General features: G+C 64.9%; 20 protein-coding genes. 10 read left to right on the forward strand and 10 right to left on the reverse strand.

Annotation, left to right across the window (positions count from 1 at the left end):
- The first annotated feature begins 51 nt into the window (after positions 1 to 51).
- The 5 genes from ACXI0U_RS17145 to tsaA all read left to right on the forward strand — a co-directional run bounded on the left by ACXI0U_RS17145 (position 52) and on the right by tsaA (position 3,108).
- The gene (locus tag ACXI0U_RS17145; RefSeq protein WP_021222532.1) at positions 52 to 576 is read left to right on the forward strand and encodes a hypothetical protein; all 525 of its coding nucleotides are present in this window, start codon (positions 52 to 54) and stop codon (positions 574 to 576) included.
- 20 nt (positions 577 to 596) lie between these two features.
- On the forward strand, positions 597 to 1,226 hold the full coding sequence (locus tag ACXI0U_RS17150; RefSeq protein WP_043243615.1) for a glutathione S-transferase family protein: 630 nt from the start codon (positions 597 to 599) through the stop codon (positions 1,224 to 1,226).
- Between the two features lie 105 nt (positions 1,227 to 1,331).
- Positions 1,332 to 2,102: a RhlG family 3-oxoacyl-ACP reductase gene (locus tag ACXI0U_RS17155; RefSeq protein ID WP_184487699.1), complete on the forward strand. Its 771-nt coding sequence runs from the start codon at positions 1,332 to 1,334 to the stop codon at positions 2,100 to 2,102.
- Positions 2,103 to 2,194: 92 nt separating this feature from the next.
- On the forward strand, positions 2,195 to 2,401 hold the full coding sequence (locus ACXI0U_RS17160; RefSeq protein WP_021222529.1) for a hypothetical protein: 207 nt from the start codon (positions 2,195 to 2,197) through the stop codon (positions 2,399 to 2,401).
- Between the two features lie 11 nt (positions 2,402 to 2,412).
- Positions 2,413 to 3,108 (forward strand): tRNA (N6-threonylcarbamoyladenosine(37)-N6)-methyltransferase TrmO, encoded by a 696-nt coding sequence (gene tsaA / locus ACXI0U_RS17165; protein ID WP_374981875.1) that lies wholly within the window; start codon positions 2,413 to 2,415, stop codon positions 3,106 to 3,108.
- Positions 3,109 to 3,131: 23 nt separating this feature from the next.
- On the opposite strand, the gene ACXI0U_RS17170 is transcribed toward tsaA, so the two are convergent.
- The gene (locus ACXI0U_RS17170; protein ID WP_374981876.1) at positions 3,132 to 3,434 is read right to left on the reverse strand and encodes a putative quinol monooxygenase; all 303 of its coding nucleotides are present in this window, start codon (positions 3,432 to 3,434) and stop codon (positions 3,132 to 3,134) included.
- Positions 3,435 to 3,493: 59 nt separating this feature from the next.
- Here ACXI0U_RS17170 and ACXI0U_RS17175 point away from each other — a divergent pair, with 59 nt between their 5' ends.
- Complete coding sequence (locus tag ACXI0U_RS17175; protein ID WP_021222526.1) at positions 3,494 to 3,907, forward strand: VOC family protein; 414 nt, start codon at positions 3,494 to 3,496, stop codon at positions 3,905 to 3,907.
- Positions 3,908 to 3,988: 81 nt separating this feature from the next.
- Here ACXI0U_RS17175 and fpr read toward each other — a convergent pair whose 3' ends face one another.
- Positions 3,989 to 4,768 carry a ferredoxin-NADP reductase gene (fpr, locus tag ACXI0U_RS17180; protein ID WP_021222525.1) on the reverse strand — a complete coding sequence of 260 codons (780 nt, stop codon included), beginning with the start codon at positions 4,766 to 4,768 and terminating at the stop codon, positions 3,989 to 3,991.
- A gap of 125 nt (positions 4,769 to 4,893) precedes the next feature.
- On the opposite strand from fpr, the gene ACXI0U_RS17185 reads away from it, so the two are divergent.
- Entirely contained in the window at positions 4,894 to 5,820 is a 927-nt protein-coding gene (locus tag ACXI0U_RS17185) for a LysR family transcriptional regulator (RefSeq protein WP_043243618.1), read from the forward strand.
- On the opposite strand, the gene ACXI0U_RS17190 is transcribed toward ACXI0U_RS17185, so the two are convergent.
- Complete coding sequence (locus tag ACXI0U_RS17190; protein WP_021222523.1) at positions 5,821 to 6,189, reverse strand: diacylglycerol kinase; 369 nt, start codon at positions 6,187 to 6,189, stop codon at positions 5,821 to 5,823. It abuts the gene before it with no gap.
- A gap of 75 nt (positions 6,190 to 6,264) precedes the next feature.
- Positions 6,265 to 6,915 (reverse strand): response regulator transcription factor ErdR, encoded by a 651-nt coding sequence (gene erdR, locus ACXI0U_RS17195; protein ID WP_374981877.1) that lies wholly within the window; start codon positions 6,913 to 6,915, stop codon positions 6,265 to 6,267.
- A 127-nt stretch (positions 6,916 to 7,042) separates the two neighbouring features.
- Here erdR and ACXI0U_RS17200 point away from each other — a divergent pair, with 127 nt between their 5' ends.
- The gene (locus ACXI0U_RS17200; RefSeq protein ID WP_374981878.1) at positions 7,043 to 8,026 is read left to right on the forward strand and encodes a DMT family transporter; all 984 of its coding nucleotides are present in this window, start codon (positions 7,043 to 7,045) and stop codon (positions 8,024 to 8,026) included.
- Here ACXI0U_RS17200 and ACXI0U_RS17205 read toward each other — a convergent pair.
- From ACXI0U_RS17205 to ACXI0U_RS17215, 3 genes are all read right to left on the reverse strand, one after another.
- Positions 8,017 to 8,730, reverse strand: coding sequence for a tRNA-uridine aminocarboxypropyltransferase (locus tag ACXI0U_RS17205; RefSeq protein ID WP_021222520.1), 714 nt, complete (start codon positions 8,728 to 8,730; stop codon positions 8,017 to 8,019). The genes ACXI0U_RS17200 and ACXI0U_RS17205 overlap by 10 nt on opposite strands.
- Positions 8,727 to 9,638 (reverse strand): carbon-nitrogen hydrolase family protein, encoded by a 912-nt coding sequence (locus ACXI0U_RS17210; protein WP_374981879.1) that lies wholly within the window; start codon positions 9,636 to 9,638, stop codon positions 8,727 to 8,729. Before ACXI0U_RS17210 ends, ACXI0U_RS17205 begins: the two co-directional genes overlap by 4 nt.
- 94 nt (positions 9,639 to 9,732) lie before the next feature.
- Positions 9,733 to 11,433, reverse strand: a complete 1,701-nt coding sequence (locus tag ACXI0U_RS17215) for an OmpP1/FadL family transporter (RefSeq protein WP_374981880.1) — start codon at positions 11,431 to 11,433, stop codon at positions 9,733 to 9,735.
- A gap of 712 nt (positions 11,434 to 12,145) precedes the next feature.
- On the opposite strand from ACXI0U_RS17215, the gene ACXI0U_RS17220 reads away from it, so the two are divergent.
- Positions 12,146 to 12,562 carry a quorum-sensing-regulated virulence factor family protein gene (locus ACXI0U_RS17220; protein WP_021222517.1) on the forward strand — a complete coding sequence of 139 codons (417 nt, stop codon included), beginning with the start codon at positions 12,146 to 12,148 and terminating at the stop codon, positions 12,560 to 12,562.
- An 11-nt stretch (positions 12,563 to 12,573) separates the two neighbouring features.
- Here ACXI0U_RS17220 and ACXI0U_RS17225 read toward each other — a convergent pair whose 3' ends face one another.
- Positions 12,574 to 12,768 (reverse strand): hypothetical protein, encoded by a 195-nt coding sequence (locus ACXI0U_RS17225; RefSeq protein WP_316925704.1) that lies wholly within the window; start codon positions 12,766 to 12,768, stop codon positions 12,574 to 12,576.
- Between the two features lie 362 nt (positions 12,769 to 13,130).
- Here ACXI0U_RS17225 and ACXI0U_RS17230 point away from each other — a divergent pair, with 362 nt between their 5' ends.
- Positions 13,131 to 14,204 (forward strand): LOG family protein, encoded by a 1,074-nt coding sequence (locus ACXI0U_RS17230; protein ID WP_263399979.1) that lies wholly within the window; start codon positions 13,131 to 13,133, stop codon positions 14,202 to 14,204.
- 73 nt (positions 14,205 to 14,277) lie between these two features.
- On the opposite strand, the gene recX is transcribed toward ACXI0U_RS17230, so the two are convergent.
- Together recX and recA are read right to left on the reverse strand one after the other, a co-directional pair.
- Positions 14,278 to 14,745, reverse strand: a complete 468-nt coding sequence (gene recX / locus ACXI0U_RS17235) for a recombination regulator RecX (protein ID WP_374978740.1) — start codon at positions 14,743 to 14,745, stop codon at positions 14,278 to 14,280.
- 5 nt (positions 14,746 to 14,750) lie between these two features.
- The gene (gene recA, locus ACXI0U_RS17240; protein WP_021222513.1) at positions 14,751 to 15,800 is read right to left on the reverse strand and encodes a recombinase RecA; all 1,050 of its coding nucleotides are present in this window, start codon (positions 15,798 to 15,800) and stop codon (positions 14,751 to 14,753) included.
- Positions 15,801 to 15,822: the final 22 nt, after the last annotated feature.

Below are 15,822 nucleotides of genomic sequence, written 5' to 3' on the forward strand. Positions count from 1 at the left end.
CGCGGCGAGACTCGCCTATACAGGAAGCTCTCGACCAAGGAAGACCCCTCCATGCCCGCCATGAACCACCAGGACGCCCACGAGCTGATCGCCACCCTGCGCTACGCCGTCAACGAGTCCTTCGAGAAGAACCAGAAGCTCTCGAACTTCAACCCCGAAGCGCACAACCTGTGCATCGCCCACTGCACCTTCAACAACGCCCCGCCGCTGAACCTGTTCTCCTTCTCGGCCATGAGCTCCTTCAGCAAGACGGCCCTGAACAAGCTGGTGCACGAATGGGGCGTGGAGTTCGTGCCCGACGTGGCGACCAATATCCGCACCTTCGCCTGCGGCGGCATGGGCCAGTTCCATACCGAGCCTCGGCTGATCAACTACATCCACGGCCGCCCGGGCTTCATCGGCCACCTCACTGACGTCACCCTGGTCAGCGAGATCGACTGCTGCGGTACCTGCGTGCCCCACAGCATCAACGCCTTCAAGCAGACCTTCACCGACGTGCAGGTGCATATCATCGAACTGGGCATGAAGCCGAGCCTGGGCATCGGCCCGCAGTACGGCTACGCCCACCTCTATTGATCGCTCGAGTAGGAGTAGAGATGAACCGCCACATCACCCTGTTCCACTGCCCGCACACCCGCTCCTCCGGCATCCTCACCCTGCTGGAGGAACTGGGTGCCGACTACGACCTGCACCTGATGAACATGCACAAGGGCGAGCAGCGCCAGCCCGCGTACCTGGCCATCAACCCCATGGGCAAGGTCCCGGCCATTCGCCACGGCGAAACCATCGTCACCGAGCAGGTCGCGGTGTACCTTTACCTCGCCGACCTCTATGCCGACGCCGGGCTCACGCCCTCGCTGGAAAGCCCGCAGCGCGGCACCTTCCTGCGCTGGATGGTGTTCTCCGGTACCTGCTTCGAACCGGCGGTGGTGGACCACGCGCTGCAACGCGCGCCCGTAGAACCCTCCCGCTCGCCTTACGGCGATTTCGCCACCGTGCTCGATACCTTTGCCAACCACCTGCAAGGGCGCACCTGGGTCCTGGGGGATGACTTCAGCGCCGCCGACGTACTCTGGGGCACCGCACTGAACTGGACCATGGCCTACGGCCTGATCCCCGAGCGGCCCGTGTTCCGCGCCTATGTCGATCGCTTCCTCGCCCGCCCCGCCGTGCAGAAGGCCAGGGCCAAGGACGCGGAGCTGGCCGCAGCGCAGGAAGCCGGCTGAAGCGCAGCGGCGGAATGGCGGCGCATTCCGCGCCTCGATAATGCCGCCGCGACCGGTGGCGCCGGGCTAGGGTATGGACCTCACCCGATCAGCGACGAGGTTTCCATGCACCACTACTTCAGCCTCCAGGGCCGCACCGCCCTGGTGACCGGCGGCACCCGCGGCATCGGCAGAATGATCGCCCAGGGCTTCCTCGAAGCCGGCGCCCGCGTGTTCATCTGTGCCCGCAATGCCGACGCCTGCGCCGAGACCGCCGCCGAGCTGTCCACCTACGGCGAGTGCATCGGCCTGGCGGCCGACCTCTCCAGCGAAGAAGGCGCCAAGGCCCTGGCCAACGAGCTGGCCGGGCGCATCGAGCACCTCGACATCCTGGTCAACAACGCTGGCACCACCTGGGGCGCGCCCCTGGAAAGCTACCCGGTGAAAGGCTGGGAAAAGGTCATGCAGCTCAACGTCACCTCGGTATTCAGCTGCATCCAGCAACTGCTACCGCTGCTGCGCAAGGCCGGCAATGCCGAGAGCCCGGCGCGGGTGATCAACATCGGCTCGGTGGCGGGTATCAGCTCCCTCGGCGAGCAAGCCTACGCATACGGCCCGAGCAAGGCGGCACTGCACCAGCTCTCGCGCATGCTGGCCAAGGAGCTTGTGGCCGACCACATCAATGTCAACGTGATCGCCCCCGGCCGCTTCCCCAGCAAGATGACCCAGTTCATCGCCAACGACAGCGAGGCCCTGGCCGCCGACGTGGCGCACATCCCCATGAAGCGCTGGGGCCGAGAGGAAGAAATGTCCGCCCTGGCCCTGAGCCTGGCCAGCACCGCCGGCGCCTACATGACCGGCAACATCATCCCCATCGACGGTGGCTTCCACCTCTGATGACACTGTGCGGGCCGCCGGGCAACGGCGGCTTGCGCAAGGCCAGGCCGGGGCGCTAGGGTAGCCGCGCCACCGCCCCGGATTTCCGCACCATGCGCCTGCTGTCCCTGCTCCTTTCGCTCGCCCTCGCCGCCCCGGCCTTCGCCGCGCCGGCCCCGTTCTACCTCTGGCAGAGCAAGCTGGACGGCCACTACAGCTGCGCCCAGGTACAACCCGGCGAAGGCTGGCTGCGCCACAGCGGCCCCTATCGCGACGCGGGCTGCCGCGTCCCCCTCGACGCCCCGATCCGCAGCCGCTGAGCCCACCCGTCATGCAGTATTCCGTTTCGCCCGTGGGCATCGTCCGTTCCTGCTTCAAGGAAAAATTCGCCATCCCCCGCCAGCCGCACCTGGCGCCCGCCGCCCGTGGCGTGCTGGAACTGCTGCCGCCCTTCGACAGCGGCGATGCGGTGCAGGGGCTGGAGGAGGTCAGCCACGTCTGGCTGCTGTTCCTCTTCCACCAGGCACTGGAAGACAAGCCGCGCCTCAAGGTGCGCCCGCCTCGCCTCGGCGGCAATCGCTCGCTCGGGGTGTTCGCCACGCGCTCGACCCACAGGCCCAACGGCATCGGCCAGTCGGTGGTGAAGCTGGACAAGGTCGAGCCCGGGCGGCTCTGGCTCTCCGGCATCGACCTGCTGGACGGCACCCCGGTGCTTGATATCAAGCCCTACGTGCCCTATGTCGACCGCCAGGACGGCGCCACCAACCGCATCGCCGAGGCGGCGCCGGAACCGATTCCGGTGAAGTGGGAAGAGGCAGCGCTGGTCCAGGCCCGCGAGCACGCCCTGCGCCTGGGCGAACCGCTGGTGGAACTGGTCGAGCAGTGCCTGGCCCAGGACCCGCGCCCGGCCTACCAGCAGCCGGAGCCGGAGCGCCGCTACGGTGCGCGCCTCTGGGACCTGGACGTGCGCTGGCACTACCCCCGCCCGGGGCTGATCCGTGTGCTGGAAATCAGCCCCTCGGCCTGAATGGCCACCCTCCCCTCGATCAACTAACGCGCCGCGTTGAGCGCCAGCACATCCGCCTCGATGACGTCCTGCTGGACGATCAGCGGGTTCACCAGCGGGCGGCTGGCGAGGAAATGCGGCGTTTCCATATGCGCCTCGAAGGCCGCTTCGTCGGTGTAGACCTCGTAGAGCCACACCAGGTCGGGGTCGCGGCGATCACGCAATACGTCGAACACCAGACAACCGGGCTCATTGCGTACGGAGGCGGCGGCGTTGACGCGCATGGCGTCCATGAAGGCATCGAGGCTGCCGGGCTTGAGCTGGGTCTTGAGCAGAAGGCAATACACGTTGGAGTCCTTTTGTTTTATATTCCGTGAAAATTGTATACAAAAAAGGAATCCCGCTCATGCCTGTCCGTCCGAGCCGCCTCAACGGTCTTCGCCACCTGGCGATCGTGGTGCCCAACCTGGAGGAGTGCGAACGTTTCTACGTGGACATCCTCGGCATGCAAGTGCTCAACCGCGCCAACGAAGACCTGGTCTACCTCACCTGCGGTAACGACAACCTCTCCCTGGGCCGTTCCGACGTGCCCAGCAGCGGCATGCAGGCGGTGGATCACTACGGTTTCGTGGTGGACAGCCTGGACGAGCTGCGGGCCTGGTACGACTACCTCAAGGCCAGCGGCGTGACCCTGCTCGACCGCCCCTTCGCCCATGGCGACGGCGCCCACAGCTTCCACGTGCTGGACCCGGCGGGGAACAAGATCCAGCCGATCTACCACCCGGCGATTTCGGGCCAGCGCTTCGGCTCGCCGATCTGAGCCCCTGTCGCCTGCCATCGACGAAACGCAGAAACGAAAAAGCCCGCTGATCAGCGGGCTTTCTCATGGCGCGGGGAACGCTTACTTCTCGACGAATGCACGCTCGATCAGGTAATCGCCCGGCTCGCGCATGCGCGCGGAGATCTTCAGGCCGAAGCTGTCGAGCACCTGGCTGGTCTCATCGAGCATGCTCGGGCTGCCACAGATCATCGCGCGGTCGTCCTGCGGGTTGATCGGCGGCAGGCCGATGTCCGCGAACAGCTTGCCGCTGCGCATCAGGTCGGTCAGGCGGCCCTGGTTCTCGAAGGGCTCGCGGGTGACGGTGGGGTAGTAGATCAGCTTGTCACGCAGCGCCTCGCCGAAGAACTCGTTCTGCGGCAGGTGCTCGGTGATGAACTCGCGGTAGGCGACTTCGTTCACGTAGCGCACGCCGTGGACCAGGATCACCTTCTCGAAGCGCTCGTAGGTTTCCGGGTCCTGGATCACGCTCATGAAGGGCGCGAGGCCGGTACCGGTGCTGAGCAAGTACAGGTGCTTGCCGGGGTTGAGGTCATCGAGTACCAGCGTGCCGGTGGGCTTCTTGCTGATGATGATCTCGTCGCCTTCCTTCAGGTGCTGCAGCTGGGAGGTCAGCGGACCGTCCGGCACCTTGATGCTGAAGAACTCCAGGTGCTCTTCCCAGTTCGGGCTGGCGATGGAATAGGCGCGCATCAGCGGGCGGCCGTTGGGCTGCTGCAGGCCGATCATGACGAACTGGCCGTTCTCGAAGCGCAGGCCCGGGTCACGGGTGCACTTGAAGCTGAACAGCGTGTCGTTCCAGTGGTGAACGCTGAGGACGCGCTCGGAGTTCATGTTGCTCATTTACGGGGGCTCCGAAAATTGGGATGTCGCCAGCGCCACGCGGGGCGCAATTGCGCGACATTGTATTGATAGCCACAATATCTGTTAACTGGATTATCAAGATATAGGTTATCGGTTATATCGATATGCGATTCACTCTCCGTCAATTGCAGGTATTCGTCAGCGTCGCCCAGCAAGGCAGCGTCTCCCGGGCCGCCGAATCACTGTCGCTGTCACAGTCTGCCGCCAGCACCTCGCTGACCGAGCTGGAGCGCCAATCCGGCTGCCAGCTGTTCGACCGCGTCGGCAAGCGCCTCAGCCTCAACGCCCTGGGCCACCAGTTGCTGCCCCAGGCGGTGGGGCTGCTGGACCAGGCGCGGGAGATCGAGGACCTGCTCAACGGCAAGAGCGGCTTCGGCTCCCTGTCCGTCGGCGCCACGCTCACCGTGGGCAACTACCTGGCGACCCTGCTGATCGGCAGCTTCATGCAGCGCCACCCCGAGTGCCAGGTGAGCCTGCATGTGCAGAACACGATGAATATCGTCCAGCAGATCGCCCACTACGAACTTGATCTGGGTCTAATCGAAGGCGATTGCCAGCACCCGGATATCGAGGTGTTGCCCTGGGTGGAAGACGAACTGGTGGTGTTCTGTGCGCCCGGGCATCCGCTGGCGGTTCGCGGCCAGGCCTCGCTGGACGAGCTCAGCCGCGAGGCGTGGATCCTCCGCGAGCAGGGTTCGGGCACCCGCCTGACCTTCGACCAGGCCATGCGCCACCACCCTACGCCGCTGAATATCCGCCTGGAGCTGGAGCACACCGAAGCCATCAAGCGGGCCGTGGAGTCGGGGCTGGGCATCAGCTGCATTTCACGCCTGGCGCTGCGCGACGCCTTCCGCCGCGGCAGCCTGGTGGCGCTGGAGACGCCGGGCATCGACCTGCGCCGGCAGTTCTACTTCATCTGGCACAAGCAGAAGTACCAGACGGCAGCGATGCGCGAGTTCCTCGACCAGTGCCGCGAACTGACGGCGGGCGTACGGCGCAGCGACGAGATCGTGCTGCCACCGATCGCCTGATCACCCCAGGAGGATGGTGGCCCAGACGGCGGTGATCAGGCTCAGGGCGACGAACTGGGCCGCGCTGCCCATGTCCTTGGCGTTCTTCGACAGCGGGTGGCGATCCAGGGAGATGCGGTCGATGGCCGCCTCCACCGCCGAATTGAGCAACTCGACGATCAGCGCCAGCAGGCAGGCGGCGATCATCAGCGCGCGCTCGCCACGGCTGACGTCGAGGAAGAAGGCGATGGGGATCAACACCACGTTGAGCAGCACCAGTTGGCGGAACGCGGCTTCACCGGTGAAGGCGGCACGCATGCCGTCCAGGGAGTAGCCGGCGGCATTGAGGATACGCTTGAGGCCGGTCTGGCCCTTGAATGGCGATGACATAGATAGAGGGACTGCTAGGGAAGGAAGGCCGCAGGCTAACCCGCGACGAATCAAATTTGCGTGAAAACCGCCGGCTCAGGCCGCCGGAATCGATTCCATCTGTTGCAACAGCAACGCCGCCTGGGTGCGAGTGCGCACGCCGAGCTTGCGGAAGATAGCCGTGACGTGGGCTTTGACCGTGGCCTCGGAAACGCTGAGCTCGAAGGCGATCTGCTTGTTCAGCAGCCCTTCGCAGACCATGGTCAGCACGCGGAACTGCTGCGGCGTCAGGCTGGCGAGGCCGGCGCTGGCAGCCTTGGCCTCGGCCGACACCGCGACATTCTCCTCGACCTGCGGCGGCCACCAGGCATCGCCATCGAGCACCGCGCGCACGGCGCTTTGAATCACTTCCAGGGGGCTGGATTTGGGGATGAAGCCGCTGGCACCGAACTCACGGGAGCGGACCACGACCGCCGCCTCTTCCTGAGCGGAGATCATCACCACCGGAATCTGCGGGTACTGGCCACGCAGCAGCACCAGGCCGGAAAAGCCGTAAGCGCCGGGCATGTTCAGGTCCAGCAGGACCAGGTCCCAGTCGGCCTTTTCGGCCAGGCGCGATTCGAGTTCGGCGATGCTCGCCGCTTCGACCAGGCGCACGTCCGGGCCGAGCCCGAGGGTCAGCGCCTGGTGCAGGGCGCTGCGGAACAGGGGGTGATCGTCGGCGATGAGGATTTCGTATGCGGCCATGGGCGTGTCCTTTTTCTTGTGGGCCCAGAGATGCTGCCGATCTTGTCGGAAACACCCGGCACGGGGGAGGTGCCGCCTCTGCCAAGCCCTGAACTGCTTACGGGTTGGCCGTAAAGCGGCGCTCAGCATGCCGACCCGCAACGGGGTGGTCAAGCAGGCATCTTTACGGCAAAGTCTGCGCCTTTGCCCGCCGAGAATCACCATGCGAAGCCACGCCCTGCGCGCCGATATCCTGATGCTGATCACCGCCGCCATCTGGGGTGCCGCATTCGTCGCTCAGCGCCTGGGCATGGATGCCATCGGTCCCTTCCTCTATACCGGCCTGCGCTTCACCCTCGGTGCGCTGGTGCTGCTACCGCTGCTGTTCCTGCTGCCACGCCCGGCACCGAAAGCGCCACTGAACCGGGGCATGCTGCTGGGCGGCGTACTGATGGGCCTGGCCCTGTCGCTGGGCATCAATCTGCAGCAGGTGGGCCTGCTGTTCACCAGCGTGACCAACTCGGGCTTCATCACCGGGCTGTACGTGATCATCGTGCCGCTGCTCGGCCTGCTGCTGGGTCACCGCACCGGCATGGGCACCTGGCTGGGCGCGGGCCTGGCCGTTGCGGGCATGTTCCTGCTCAGCGTCGGTGAGAACTTCCAGGTCGCCTCGGGCGATTGGCTGCAGCTGTGCGGCGCCTTCGTCTGGGGCGTGCATGTGTTGCTGGTGGGCTTCTTCGCCAGCCGCTATGACCCGATTCGCCTGGCCATCCTGCAGTTCGTCACCTGCGCGGTGATCAGCATGGTGCTGGCCGTGGTGCTGGAGGAGATCCGCCTCGACGCCATCCTCGCGGCCGGCCCGGCGATCCTCTATGGCGGCGTCATCGCCGTAGCCATCGGCTACACCCTGCAGGTGGTGGCGCAAAAACATGCCATCGCCTCGCACGCGGCGATCATCCTGTCCCTGGAAGCGGTGTTCGCCGCCATCGCCGGTGCCCTGTTGCTGGACGAATCACTGCATGCCCGTGGCTACCTGGGCTGCGGCCTGATGTTCGTCGGCATGCTGATCGCGCAGCTGTGGCCGCAACGCAAGGCTGCGGCCGCAAGCGCAGAGGCGGCCTCTCAGAGATAGGGGCTGAGTGCCTGGTGGGCCGGGCTGGCCAGGTCCAGCGGCAGGGCGCGCTTGGCACCGATGTAGTGCTCGGTGAATACATCCAGGTAGGCGTTCAGCGCCCCTGCTGCACGCTCATCCCCGGCCAGTTCCAGGCACAACGCCGCCACTTCGGCGGTGCACAGGTGCTCCTCGCGATTGGAGCGGCGCAGGCGATAGCGGGAAATCTGCTCCGGCTGCAGGCTGAGCACCGGGAAGCGATCCAGGTAGGGGCTCTTGCGGAACATCTTGCGGGCTTCGCTCCAAGTGGCGTCCAGCAGGATGAACAGCGGGCGCTTGCCCTCCTCCACCTGCACGTCGCTGACCACCCGTGATTGCGGCTCGACATACTCACCCGGGAACACCAGGTAGGGCTGCCATTGCGGGTCGTCGAGCAGGGCGATGATCGCCGGGTCGACCTCGGTGCGGGACCAGCCGAATGCGGCCGTATCGGCCACGATGTCGGCGATCAGCCAGCCGGTGTTGCTCGGCTTCATCGGCTCCGAGCAGTACATGAACAGGCACACGCCCGAACGCACATCCACCTGGGGGCGCAGCGCGCAGAAGCAGTATTCGGCGATCACCCGGCAACCCGGGCAGCGTGGCGAACGGGCGCCACGGGCGACGAAGGGGCGGGTACTGCGCGCCAGGCACTCGGCGCGCAGGCGGGAAACGGCGTGACTCATCGGGTAACGGTCCAGTGCAACTGATAGAGGTCGTGGCGCCTGTCCTGGCCGTTGCGCACGGCACCCTGCTGGCGCAGTTGCGCAAGGCGGGCGAGGTCCAGGTCGGCGATCGCGAAGGATTCGATATTGGCGTCCGCCTGGGCCAGCACGGCGTCGGGCGGGAATGGCAGGTCGGCCGGGCTGAAGATCGCCGACTGGCTGTACTGGGTGTCGACGTTGTCCACCCCGCGCAGCAGGCCGACGCCCCCGGCGATGGCGACGTAGCACTCGTTCTCCACCGCGCGGGCCTGGGCGCAGAGACGCACGCGCAGGTAGCCGTGGCGGGTGTCGGTCCAGAACGGCACCAGTAGGATCTCCAGCCCCTGCTCGCGCAGCAGCCGCGGCAGCTCGGGGAACTCCACGTCGTAGCAGACGAGGATGCCGACTCGGCCGACATCGCTGTCGAACACCTGCAGGCTGTTGCCACCTTCCAGGCCCCAGGCTTCACGCTCGTTGGGGGTGATGTGCAGCTTGGGCTGGCGGTCCTGGCTGCCGTCGCGGTGGCACAGCCAGCTCATGTTGAGCATGCGCCCGCCCTCTTCCAGCGGCAGGCTGCCCGGGCACAGATTGACCCGGTAACGCTGGGCCAGGCGTGAGAACGCGGCCAGCAGCGGCTCGGTGTACTCGGCGAGCTTGCGCATCTGCGCAGGGCCCTGGGCGAAACGTGCGCCCTTGAGCAGGTTGACGTGGAAGAACTCGGGGAACACCGCCAGGTCAACACCGTAGCCGGCGAGGGTCGCCACCGTGTGTTCCAGTGCCTCTAGCAGGGCCGGCAGCTCACTGCTCTGGCCGAGCGCCCACTGCACGGTGGCGACACGCACGGGGCGGCGTTGCTGGGCAAGCGGCAGGGCGGTTTCCGGGCCTGGCATGGCGGGCTCCTGAAGGGCGGGGGAATGCCGCGCAGTTTACCTGCGCCTCCACGGAAAAGGGCGGCCGCAGCCGCCCTTCTGTCCGCGCCCGCACTTAGAAGGTGTGGTTGAGCGCCAGGCCGATGAAGTGGATCTGGGTCTTGTACTCGCCCTTGTAGTTGCCGCCGTTGCCGGTGCAGCGCACGCCGCTGTCGACATAGGGGCCGCCGCTGCCGGGAACCCAGCCGGCCGGGGAGCAGTTGTCGGTGTAGTCCATCTTGCCGGTGTCGAACTGCACGAAGCTGTAGGCGAGGTCCACCGAGGTGTCCTTGAACAGCTGGTAGTTGGCGCCGAAGGACAGCCAGTAGCGATCCGCATCGGGGAAGCCCGGGTGGCGGGTGGTGGAGCCGCTGACCGGGCTCTTGTCGTAGGCGACGCCGGTACGCAGCAGCAGGTCGTCGCTGTATTGGTAGTTCATCCCCAGGGAGATCTTGTAGGTGTCGTTCCAGTCCTGCTTGACGTTAAGGTCGCCCTCGGTGACGCCGTTGAAGTAGGGATAGCCGGCGACCTGGTCGAGCCCCACGCCGATGGTGCCCAGCCGCGAGTGGCGGGTCCAGGTGACGTCGGCCATCAGCGCGACCTTGTCGTTGAGCTGGTGGAAGGCGTTGATGGACAGCGACTCGGGGGTATCGATCGAGGTGCTGGCATTGGAGTTGGGGTGCAGGCGGCTGGCGGCGAAGTCGCCGGGGTTGATCCAGTTGGATGGATCGAGCACCTGCTCCAGCGCATCCTGTGGCGGCAAGGTGATGATCCCGAGATCGATACCGCCGCTCAGGTCTGTCGTGGGGGAAGGAACGGCCCCCTGGACACCGGCGAAGCTCCATTTCGATTCGCCTTCCAGCGTGTGCTTGATATGAGAGCGGTAGGAGACGCCGAAGCGAGTGAACTCGGTGGGCTCCCACAGGTAGCCGATGTTCCAGCCGAAGCCCCAGTCATCGCCCTTGGCGCGGAAGTAGCCATCGCCCTGGACGTTGTCCGAGAAATTGGACGCCACACAGTCCACGAAGGAGTCACCGGTCTGCCCGTCACAGCTACTGATTTCGGTGGGCACGTTGACGCCATAGAGCAGAGGGATCGCGAACTGCCCGAGAGGCGACGCCGCCAGTTCGGTGACATCCTGGTTGGCCGCGACGAACTGCCCGGCCAATTGCCTCGACGCGCCTTTCACATCCGCCGCGCCACGCTGGATCGACTTGATGTACTGGGCCGAGACGCCGAAGCCGATGCTGTGATGCTCGTTGAAGCGGTAGGCGATGCTGGGGTTGAAGTTGACCGTCTCCAGGCTCGCCGACTGGATGCCGTAGCGGCCGCTCCAGTCTTCCTCGTAATCCAGCTTGGCGCCGTAGGGCACGAAGATGCCCATGCCGATGGTGACGTTGTCGTTGATCTCCTTGGAGAAGTAAAAGTTCGGCGCCGCCGCGGCGTCGGGCAGGTAGGAACCGGCATCGCCATCACCCGTGCCGGTGGGGTTGCCGAACAGGTCGGTGGAACCCTTGTCTTCGTATTCGCCCTTGGGGATCAGGATGCTCATTCCCGAGGTCATCTGGGTGCCCTTTAAGCGGGCCAGCCCGGCGGGGTTGTAGAAAATCACGGAGGGGTCCGCCGCTTCCGCGCCATTGGCATGGGCGGTGCCCTGGGCGGAGACGGATTGCGAACCGAAGTGGTACCCGGACGCCAGGACCGGGGGGGTAAATGTAAGCACCAGGCTGCCGCCGCAAAACGCGGTAAGCCAGCCGGCAGGACGAGTTATTGTCATTGTTCTCGACTCCCAACTTTTTAAGACGGCACTCGGGAGCACCGTTGACGCAGCTTTCCTCTTTGGCCCGCACGCACGTGTTTCTGGGGTTTGGCCGGCCAACCTCACTGGACGCCGGGGGACGTCCGTTTTTTGTGACAGTTCGTGTTTCCCGCACTATCCCCAACCTTTAGTCGTGGTGACCCGCAAGGTCGGCGACGGGGGTAACACCCAAGGACAGATGACCGACTGGTCGACGAAAAACCGCCGCTTCGCTTATCCGCAGCGGGGTGGCATGCCGCCGCCTGTCACGGCGGATAACGGCCCGGGGCCTCTCCGCATGGCGCTGTTACCGATTGCCCCGTCCGCCTGAAGCCACCTCCCGACGAAGGCCCGCCGCGGCCAGCATTTCGCCGCCATGGGGAAATTCACGAAAAACGGCAATAGAACCCGTGCGAACCGGCCAATCGCCATCCGCCTCTGAAGCGACAGACCGGTACGCTGGAATTTGATTCAAGGGAGATTTCGTGCGGGGCACGGCAGACAGGTCCGCGCGCTGCCGCACAGGAGGAAAGCCTTGATAGGCGGGAGATTGCGGGAAGGACCGATTGCCTCTTGATCTGCCTCGCCCGCTTGTTCAGGATGCGCCAACGATGAGGCCGGGCGATTTCAAGGTGACGCTGAACACCTGCGCCAACCTCGGGTCAAAGGCTGCCAACCGTTGGAGATTTTCATGCCGCGCCACCTCGTACTCGCACTCGCACTCGCTTTGCCCTTCACCGCCCAGGCCGCCTCGCTGAAGGACTTCGAGCTGACCAAAATGCTGGAAAAGGTGGCGGAAGAAAGCAGTGTCGGCACGCCGCGGGCGATCAACGAAGACATCCTCGACCAGGGTTACACCGTGTCGGGAGCGGAACTGGTGAACCACCTGAGCGTGCGCGAGGCGCATGCCGCGCAAATGCGCGCCAACCCGGACTCCATGCGAGCGCAACTGGCCAACAGCGTGTGTCGCAACAATGGCTACCGCCAATTGCTGGCCCGCGGTGCCGCGCTGCGCTACGAGTTCAGCGAATACAAGACCAATCGCCCGGTGGGCAGCGAGCGCTTCATTGCCAGCGACTGCGGCCTCAAGAGCCAGCCTGCGAACTGAAACTCCGCCGCTCAATCCTTGGCGGCACGCCGCTGCTCGTCGTCGGCGCGAAGCTCCGCCAGCAGCGCCTCCATATAACGTGACCGGCGCAGGCCGCCGTCCAGCCTGCGCTGGCACTCCTCTTCCAGACTCAGGCCGTTGGTGCGCGCGGCCTGCTGCAACATGTGATAAAGCTCGAGGTCGATCTCCAGACTCAGCTTGGGCATGCCTGCCCCTCCTCCGCCTATTCCTGCACGGTCCGCGCAAGCCGGGCTTGCCCGGGCCTCCCTTTAACTTCGTGTGTCTACTGTGGCAGGTTAGGTGAGGCCTGGAGCGGTGCCACTGCCCTGAAGGGAGGCGCCGACAGATTCCGACAAACGCGACCGATAGCCACGACGAAACAATCCCCCTCCTATCCTCCGCGTATCGGCGGGCGCCAACTGGAAAAGATCCCGGGGCTGAAGCAAGCTGTAAATGAGCGCTCAGCGGCCCGCGTGGATGCGGCCCGGACAATTGATGACGCTCTGCGCGATGCGACGGCCTCGATGTTCGACGCACTGCGATGCAGTTGATGAGCAAGGAGAACACTATGCCGTACGAACCGGACGACTACCTGTCGAGACACTTCCAGACCAGTGGAATCGACCTCAACCAGAAGGTCGATGAACTGATCAACCTCACGGTCCCGGGGGACAGCCGCAACCTCGCGCTGTACCGGGAAATGGTGATCACCGTGGTGCGCATGGCCCAGGCCGACCGCAACCGCTGGGACGCCAAGATCATGCTGCAGACGCTCCGCGAGATGGAGCATGCCTTCAGCGTTCTCGAACAGTTCAAGCGTCGCCGCAAAGTCACCGTATTCGGTTCGGCGCGGACGCCGGTCGAACACCCGATCTACGCCCTGGCCCGGGATCTGGGCGCGGAGTTGGCCAAGCTCGACCTGATGGTGATCACCGGCGCTGGTGGCGGCATCATGGCGGCGGCCCACGAGGGTGCGGGCCTGGAGAACAGCCTGGGGCTGAACATCACCCTGCCCTTCGAACAACACGCCAACGCCACGGTAGACGGCACGGACAACCTGCTGTCCTTCCATTTCTTCTTCGTGCGCAAGCTGTTCTTCGTCAAGGAAGCAGACGCACTGGTGCTCTGCCCGGGCGGCTTCGGCACCCTCGACGAAGCCCTCGAAGTGCTCACCCTGGTGCAGACCGGCAAGAGTCCGCTGGTGCCGATCGTCTTGCTCGATGAGCCCAACGGTAGCTACTGGAAGGACGCGCTGGATTTCCTCGACCGCCAGCTGGCGCAAAACCGCTACATCCTGCCCACCGACTTGAGGCTGATGCGCCTGGTCAGCAGCGCAGAAGAAGCTGCCGACGAGATCGCCCGCTTCTACGGCAACTACCATTCAAGCCGTTGGCTCAAGGGCAGCTTCCTGGTTCGCATGAACCATGGCTTGAACGAGGCAGCCCTGACGACCGTCCGTGAAACCTTCGGCGACCTCTGCCTGCAAGGCACCTTCGAACAGCGCCCGTATTGCGAATCGGAAAAGGACGAGCCCGAGTTCTGCGACCTCGTCCGCCTGGCCTTCACCTTCAATGGCCGCGACCACGGGCGTCTGCGTGAACTGATCGACTTCATCAACGAACGCCAACACTGGGCCAGCTGACCCGAACATCCGACTCCCCCCAAACGGCAAGCAGCCATGCGCGATCAGCGCATGGCTCAGGGCCGGCGAGAACTCAGTCGTCCAGTGAAGCGCCGCGCAACAGGCGGCCGATCATGTCCATGGAATAGCCACGGTAGGCGAGGTAACGCCCTTGCTTGGCGCGCTCACGCGCATCGCTTGGGCGTTCTCCCCCGAACTTGCGCTGCCAGACATCACGCAGATGGCTGCCCCAATCGATGCCCGCCTCACGCAGGGCGGATTCGATAGCATCCCTGGGCAGGCCACGCTGGGCGAGATCTTCGCGGATACGCTGCGGCCCATAGCCTGCACGGGCACGGCTGGCCACGAAGCTTTCCAGGTAACGGGACTCGTCGAGCAGGCCCTCGTCCGCAAGGCGGTCAAGGGCGCTGTCGATTAACTCAGGAGGGGCGCCGCGTTGACGCAGCTTGCGCGTCAACTCGACTCGCCCGTGCTCGCGTCGTGCCAGGAGGTCCATGGCAGCCCGCCGCACTGCGGCGGGGCTGTCGAGCACGATGGGCATGGGGATTAGAAGTCGGCTTCGGTTTCAGCGACTTCCTTGGCGGAAGCGGCATCAGGCTTGACTGCATCGCGATTGAGCAGTTGCTCGCGAATCAGCTTCTCGACGGCCTTGCCCACTTCAGGGTTGTCTTCCAGGTACTTGGCGGAATTGGCCTTGCCCTGGCCGATCTTGTTGCCCTGGTAGCTGTACCAGGCGCCGGATTTCTCCAGGATGCCCTGCTGTACGCCCAGATCGATGATCTCGCCGTTGCGGTAGATGCCCTTGCCGTAGAGGATCTGGAACTCGGCCTGACGGAAAGGCGGAGCGACCTTGTTCTTCACGACCTTGACGCGGGTTTCGCTACCCACCACTTCCTCGCCTTCCTTCACCGCGCCGATGCGGCGGATGTCGAGGCGGACGGAGGCGTAGAACTTCAGGGCGTTACCACCGGTGGTGGTTTCCGGGCTACCGAACATCACGCCGATCTTCATACGGATCTGGTTGATGAAGATGACCAGGCAGTTGGCGTTCTTGATGTTGCCGGTGATCTTGCGCAGCGCCTGGGACATGAGGCGGGCTTGCAGACCAACGTGGGAGTCACCCATCTCGCCTTCGATCTCGGCCTTGGGCACGAGGGCCGCGACGGAGTCGACGATGATCACGTCAACGGCATTGGAACGCACCAGCATGTCGGTGATTTCCAGGGCCTGTTCGCCGGTGTCCGGCTGGGAAACCAGCAGGTCGTCGACGTTCACGCCGAGCTTGCCGGCGTAGTCCGGGTCGAGTGCGTGTTCAGCGTCGACGAAGGCGCAGGTGGCGCCCATCTTCTGGGCTTCGGCGATCACGGACAGGGTGAGAGTAGTCTTGCCCGAAGACTCCGGACCGTAGATTTCCACGATACGGCCCTTGGGCAGGCCGCCGATGCCGAGAGCGATATCCAGGCCGAGGGAGCCGGTGGAAATAGCCGGAATGGCCTGGCGATCATGATCGCCCATGCGCATGACCGCGCCCTTGCCGAACTGCTTCTCGATCTGGCCCAGGGCAGCCGACAAAGCACGCTTCTTGTTCTCGTCCATTGAAGTCCTCGCTAATCAAGAG

It is taken from the genome of Pseudomonas sp. C9D1 (genome assembly GCF_056491235.1).

What these genes read in the sequence shown, in the direction of transcription:
- ACXI0U_RS17145 (WP_021222532.1), top strand. Translation starts at nt 52, where the DNA reads ATGCCCGCCATGAACCACCAGGACGCCCACGAGCTGATCGCCACCCTG.
- ACXI0U_RS17150 (WP_043243615.1), top strand. Translation starts at nt 597, where the DNA reads ATGAACCGCCACATCACCCTGTTCCACTGCCCGCACACCCGCTCCTCC.
- ACXI0U_RS17155 (WP_184487699.1), top strand. Translation starts at nt 1,332, where the DNA reads ATGCACCACTACTTCAGCCTCCAGGGCCGCACCGCCCTGGTGACCGGC.
- ACXI0U_RS17160 (WP_021222529.1), top strand. Translation starts at nt 2,195, where the DNA reads ATGCGCCTGCTGTCCCTGCTCCTTTCGCTCGCCCTCGCCGCCCCGGCC.
- tsaA (WP_374981875.1), top strand. Translation starts at nt 2,413, where the DNA reads ATGCAGTATTCCGTTTCGCCCGTGGGCATCGTCCGTTCCTGCTTCAAG.
- ACXI0U_RS17175 (WP_021222526.1), top strand. Translation starts at nt 3,494, where the DNA reads ATGCCTGTCCGTCCGAGCCGCCTCAACGGTCTTCGCCACCTGGCGATC.
- fpr (WP_021222525.1), bottom strand. Translation starts at nt 4,768, where the DNA reads ATGAGCAACATGAACTCCGAGCGCGTCCTCAGCGTTCACCACTGGAAC.
- ACXI0U_RS17185 (WP_043243618.1), top strand. Translation starts at nt 4,894, where the DNA reads ATGCGATTCACTCTCCGTCAATTGCAGGTATTCGTCAGCGTCGCCCAG.
- ACXI0U_RS17190 (WP_021222523.1), bottom strand. Translation starts at nt 6,189, where the DNA reads ATGTCATCGCCATTCAAGGGCCAGACCGGCCTCAAGCGTATCCTCAAT.
- erdR (WP_374981877.1), bottom strand. Translation starts at nt 6,915, where the DNA reads ATGGCCGCATACGAAATCCTCATCGCCGACGATCACCCCCTGTTCCGC.
- ACXI0U_RS17200 (WP_374981878.1), top strand. Translation starts at nt 7,043, where the DNA reads ATGCCGACCCGCAACGGGGTGGTCAAGCAGGCATCTTTACGGCAAAGT.
- ACXI0U_RS17205 (WP_021222520.1), bottom strand. Translation starts at nt 8,730, where the DNA reads ATGAGTCACGCCGTTTCCCGCCTGCGCGCCGAGTGCCTGGCGCGCAGT.
- ACXI0U_RS17210 (WP_374981879.1), bottom strand. Translation starts at nt 9,638, where the DNA reads ATGCCAGGCCCGGAAACCGCCCTGCCGCTTGCCCAGCAACGCCGCCCC.
- ACXI0U_RS17215 (WP_374981880.1), bottom strand. Translation starts at nt 11,433, where the DNA reads ATGACAATAACTCGTCCTGCCGGCTGGCTTACCGCGTTTTGCGGCGGC.
- ACXI0U_RS17220 (WP_021222517.1), top strand. Translation starts at nt 12,146, where the DNA reads ATGCCGCGCCACCTCGTACTCGCACTCGCACTCGCTTTGCCCTTCACC.
- ACXI0U_RS17225 (WP_316925704.1), bottom strand. Translation starts at nt 12,768, where the DNA reads ATGCCCAAGCTGAGTCTGGAGATCGACCTCGAGCTTTATCACATGTTG.
- ACXI0U_RS17230 (WP_263399979.1), top strand. Translation starts at nt 13,131, where the DNA reads ATGCCGTACGAACCGGACGACTACCTGTCGAGACACTTCCAGACCAGT.
- recX (WP_374978740.1), bottom strand. Translation starts at nt 14,745, where the DNA reads ATGCCCATCGTGCTCGACAGCCCCGCCGCAGTGCGGCGGGCTGCCATG.
- recA (WP_021222513.1), bottom strand. Translation starts at nt 15,800, where the DNA reads ATGGACGAGAACAAGAAGCGTGCTTTGTCGGCTGCCCTGGGCCAGATC.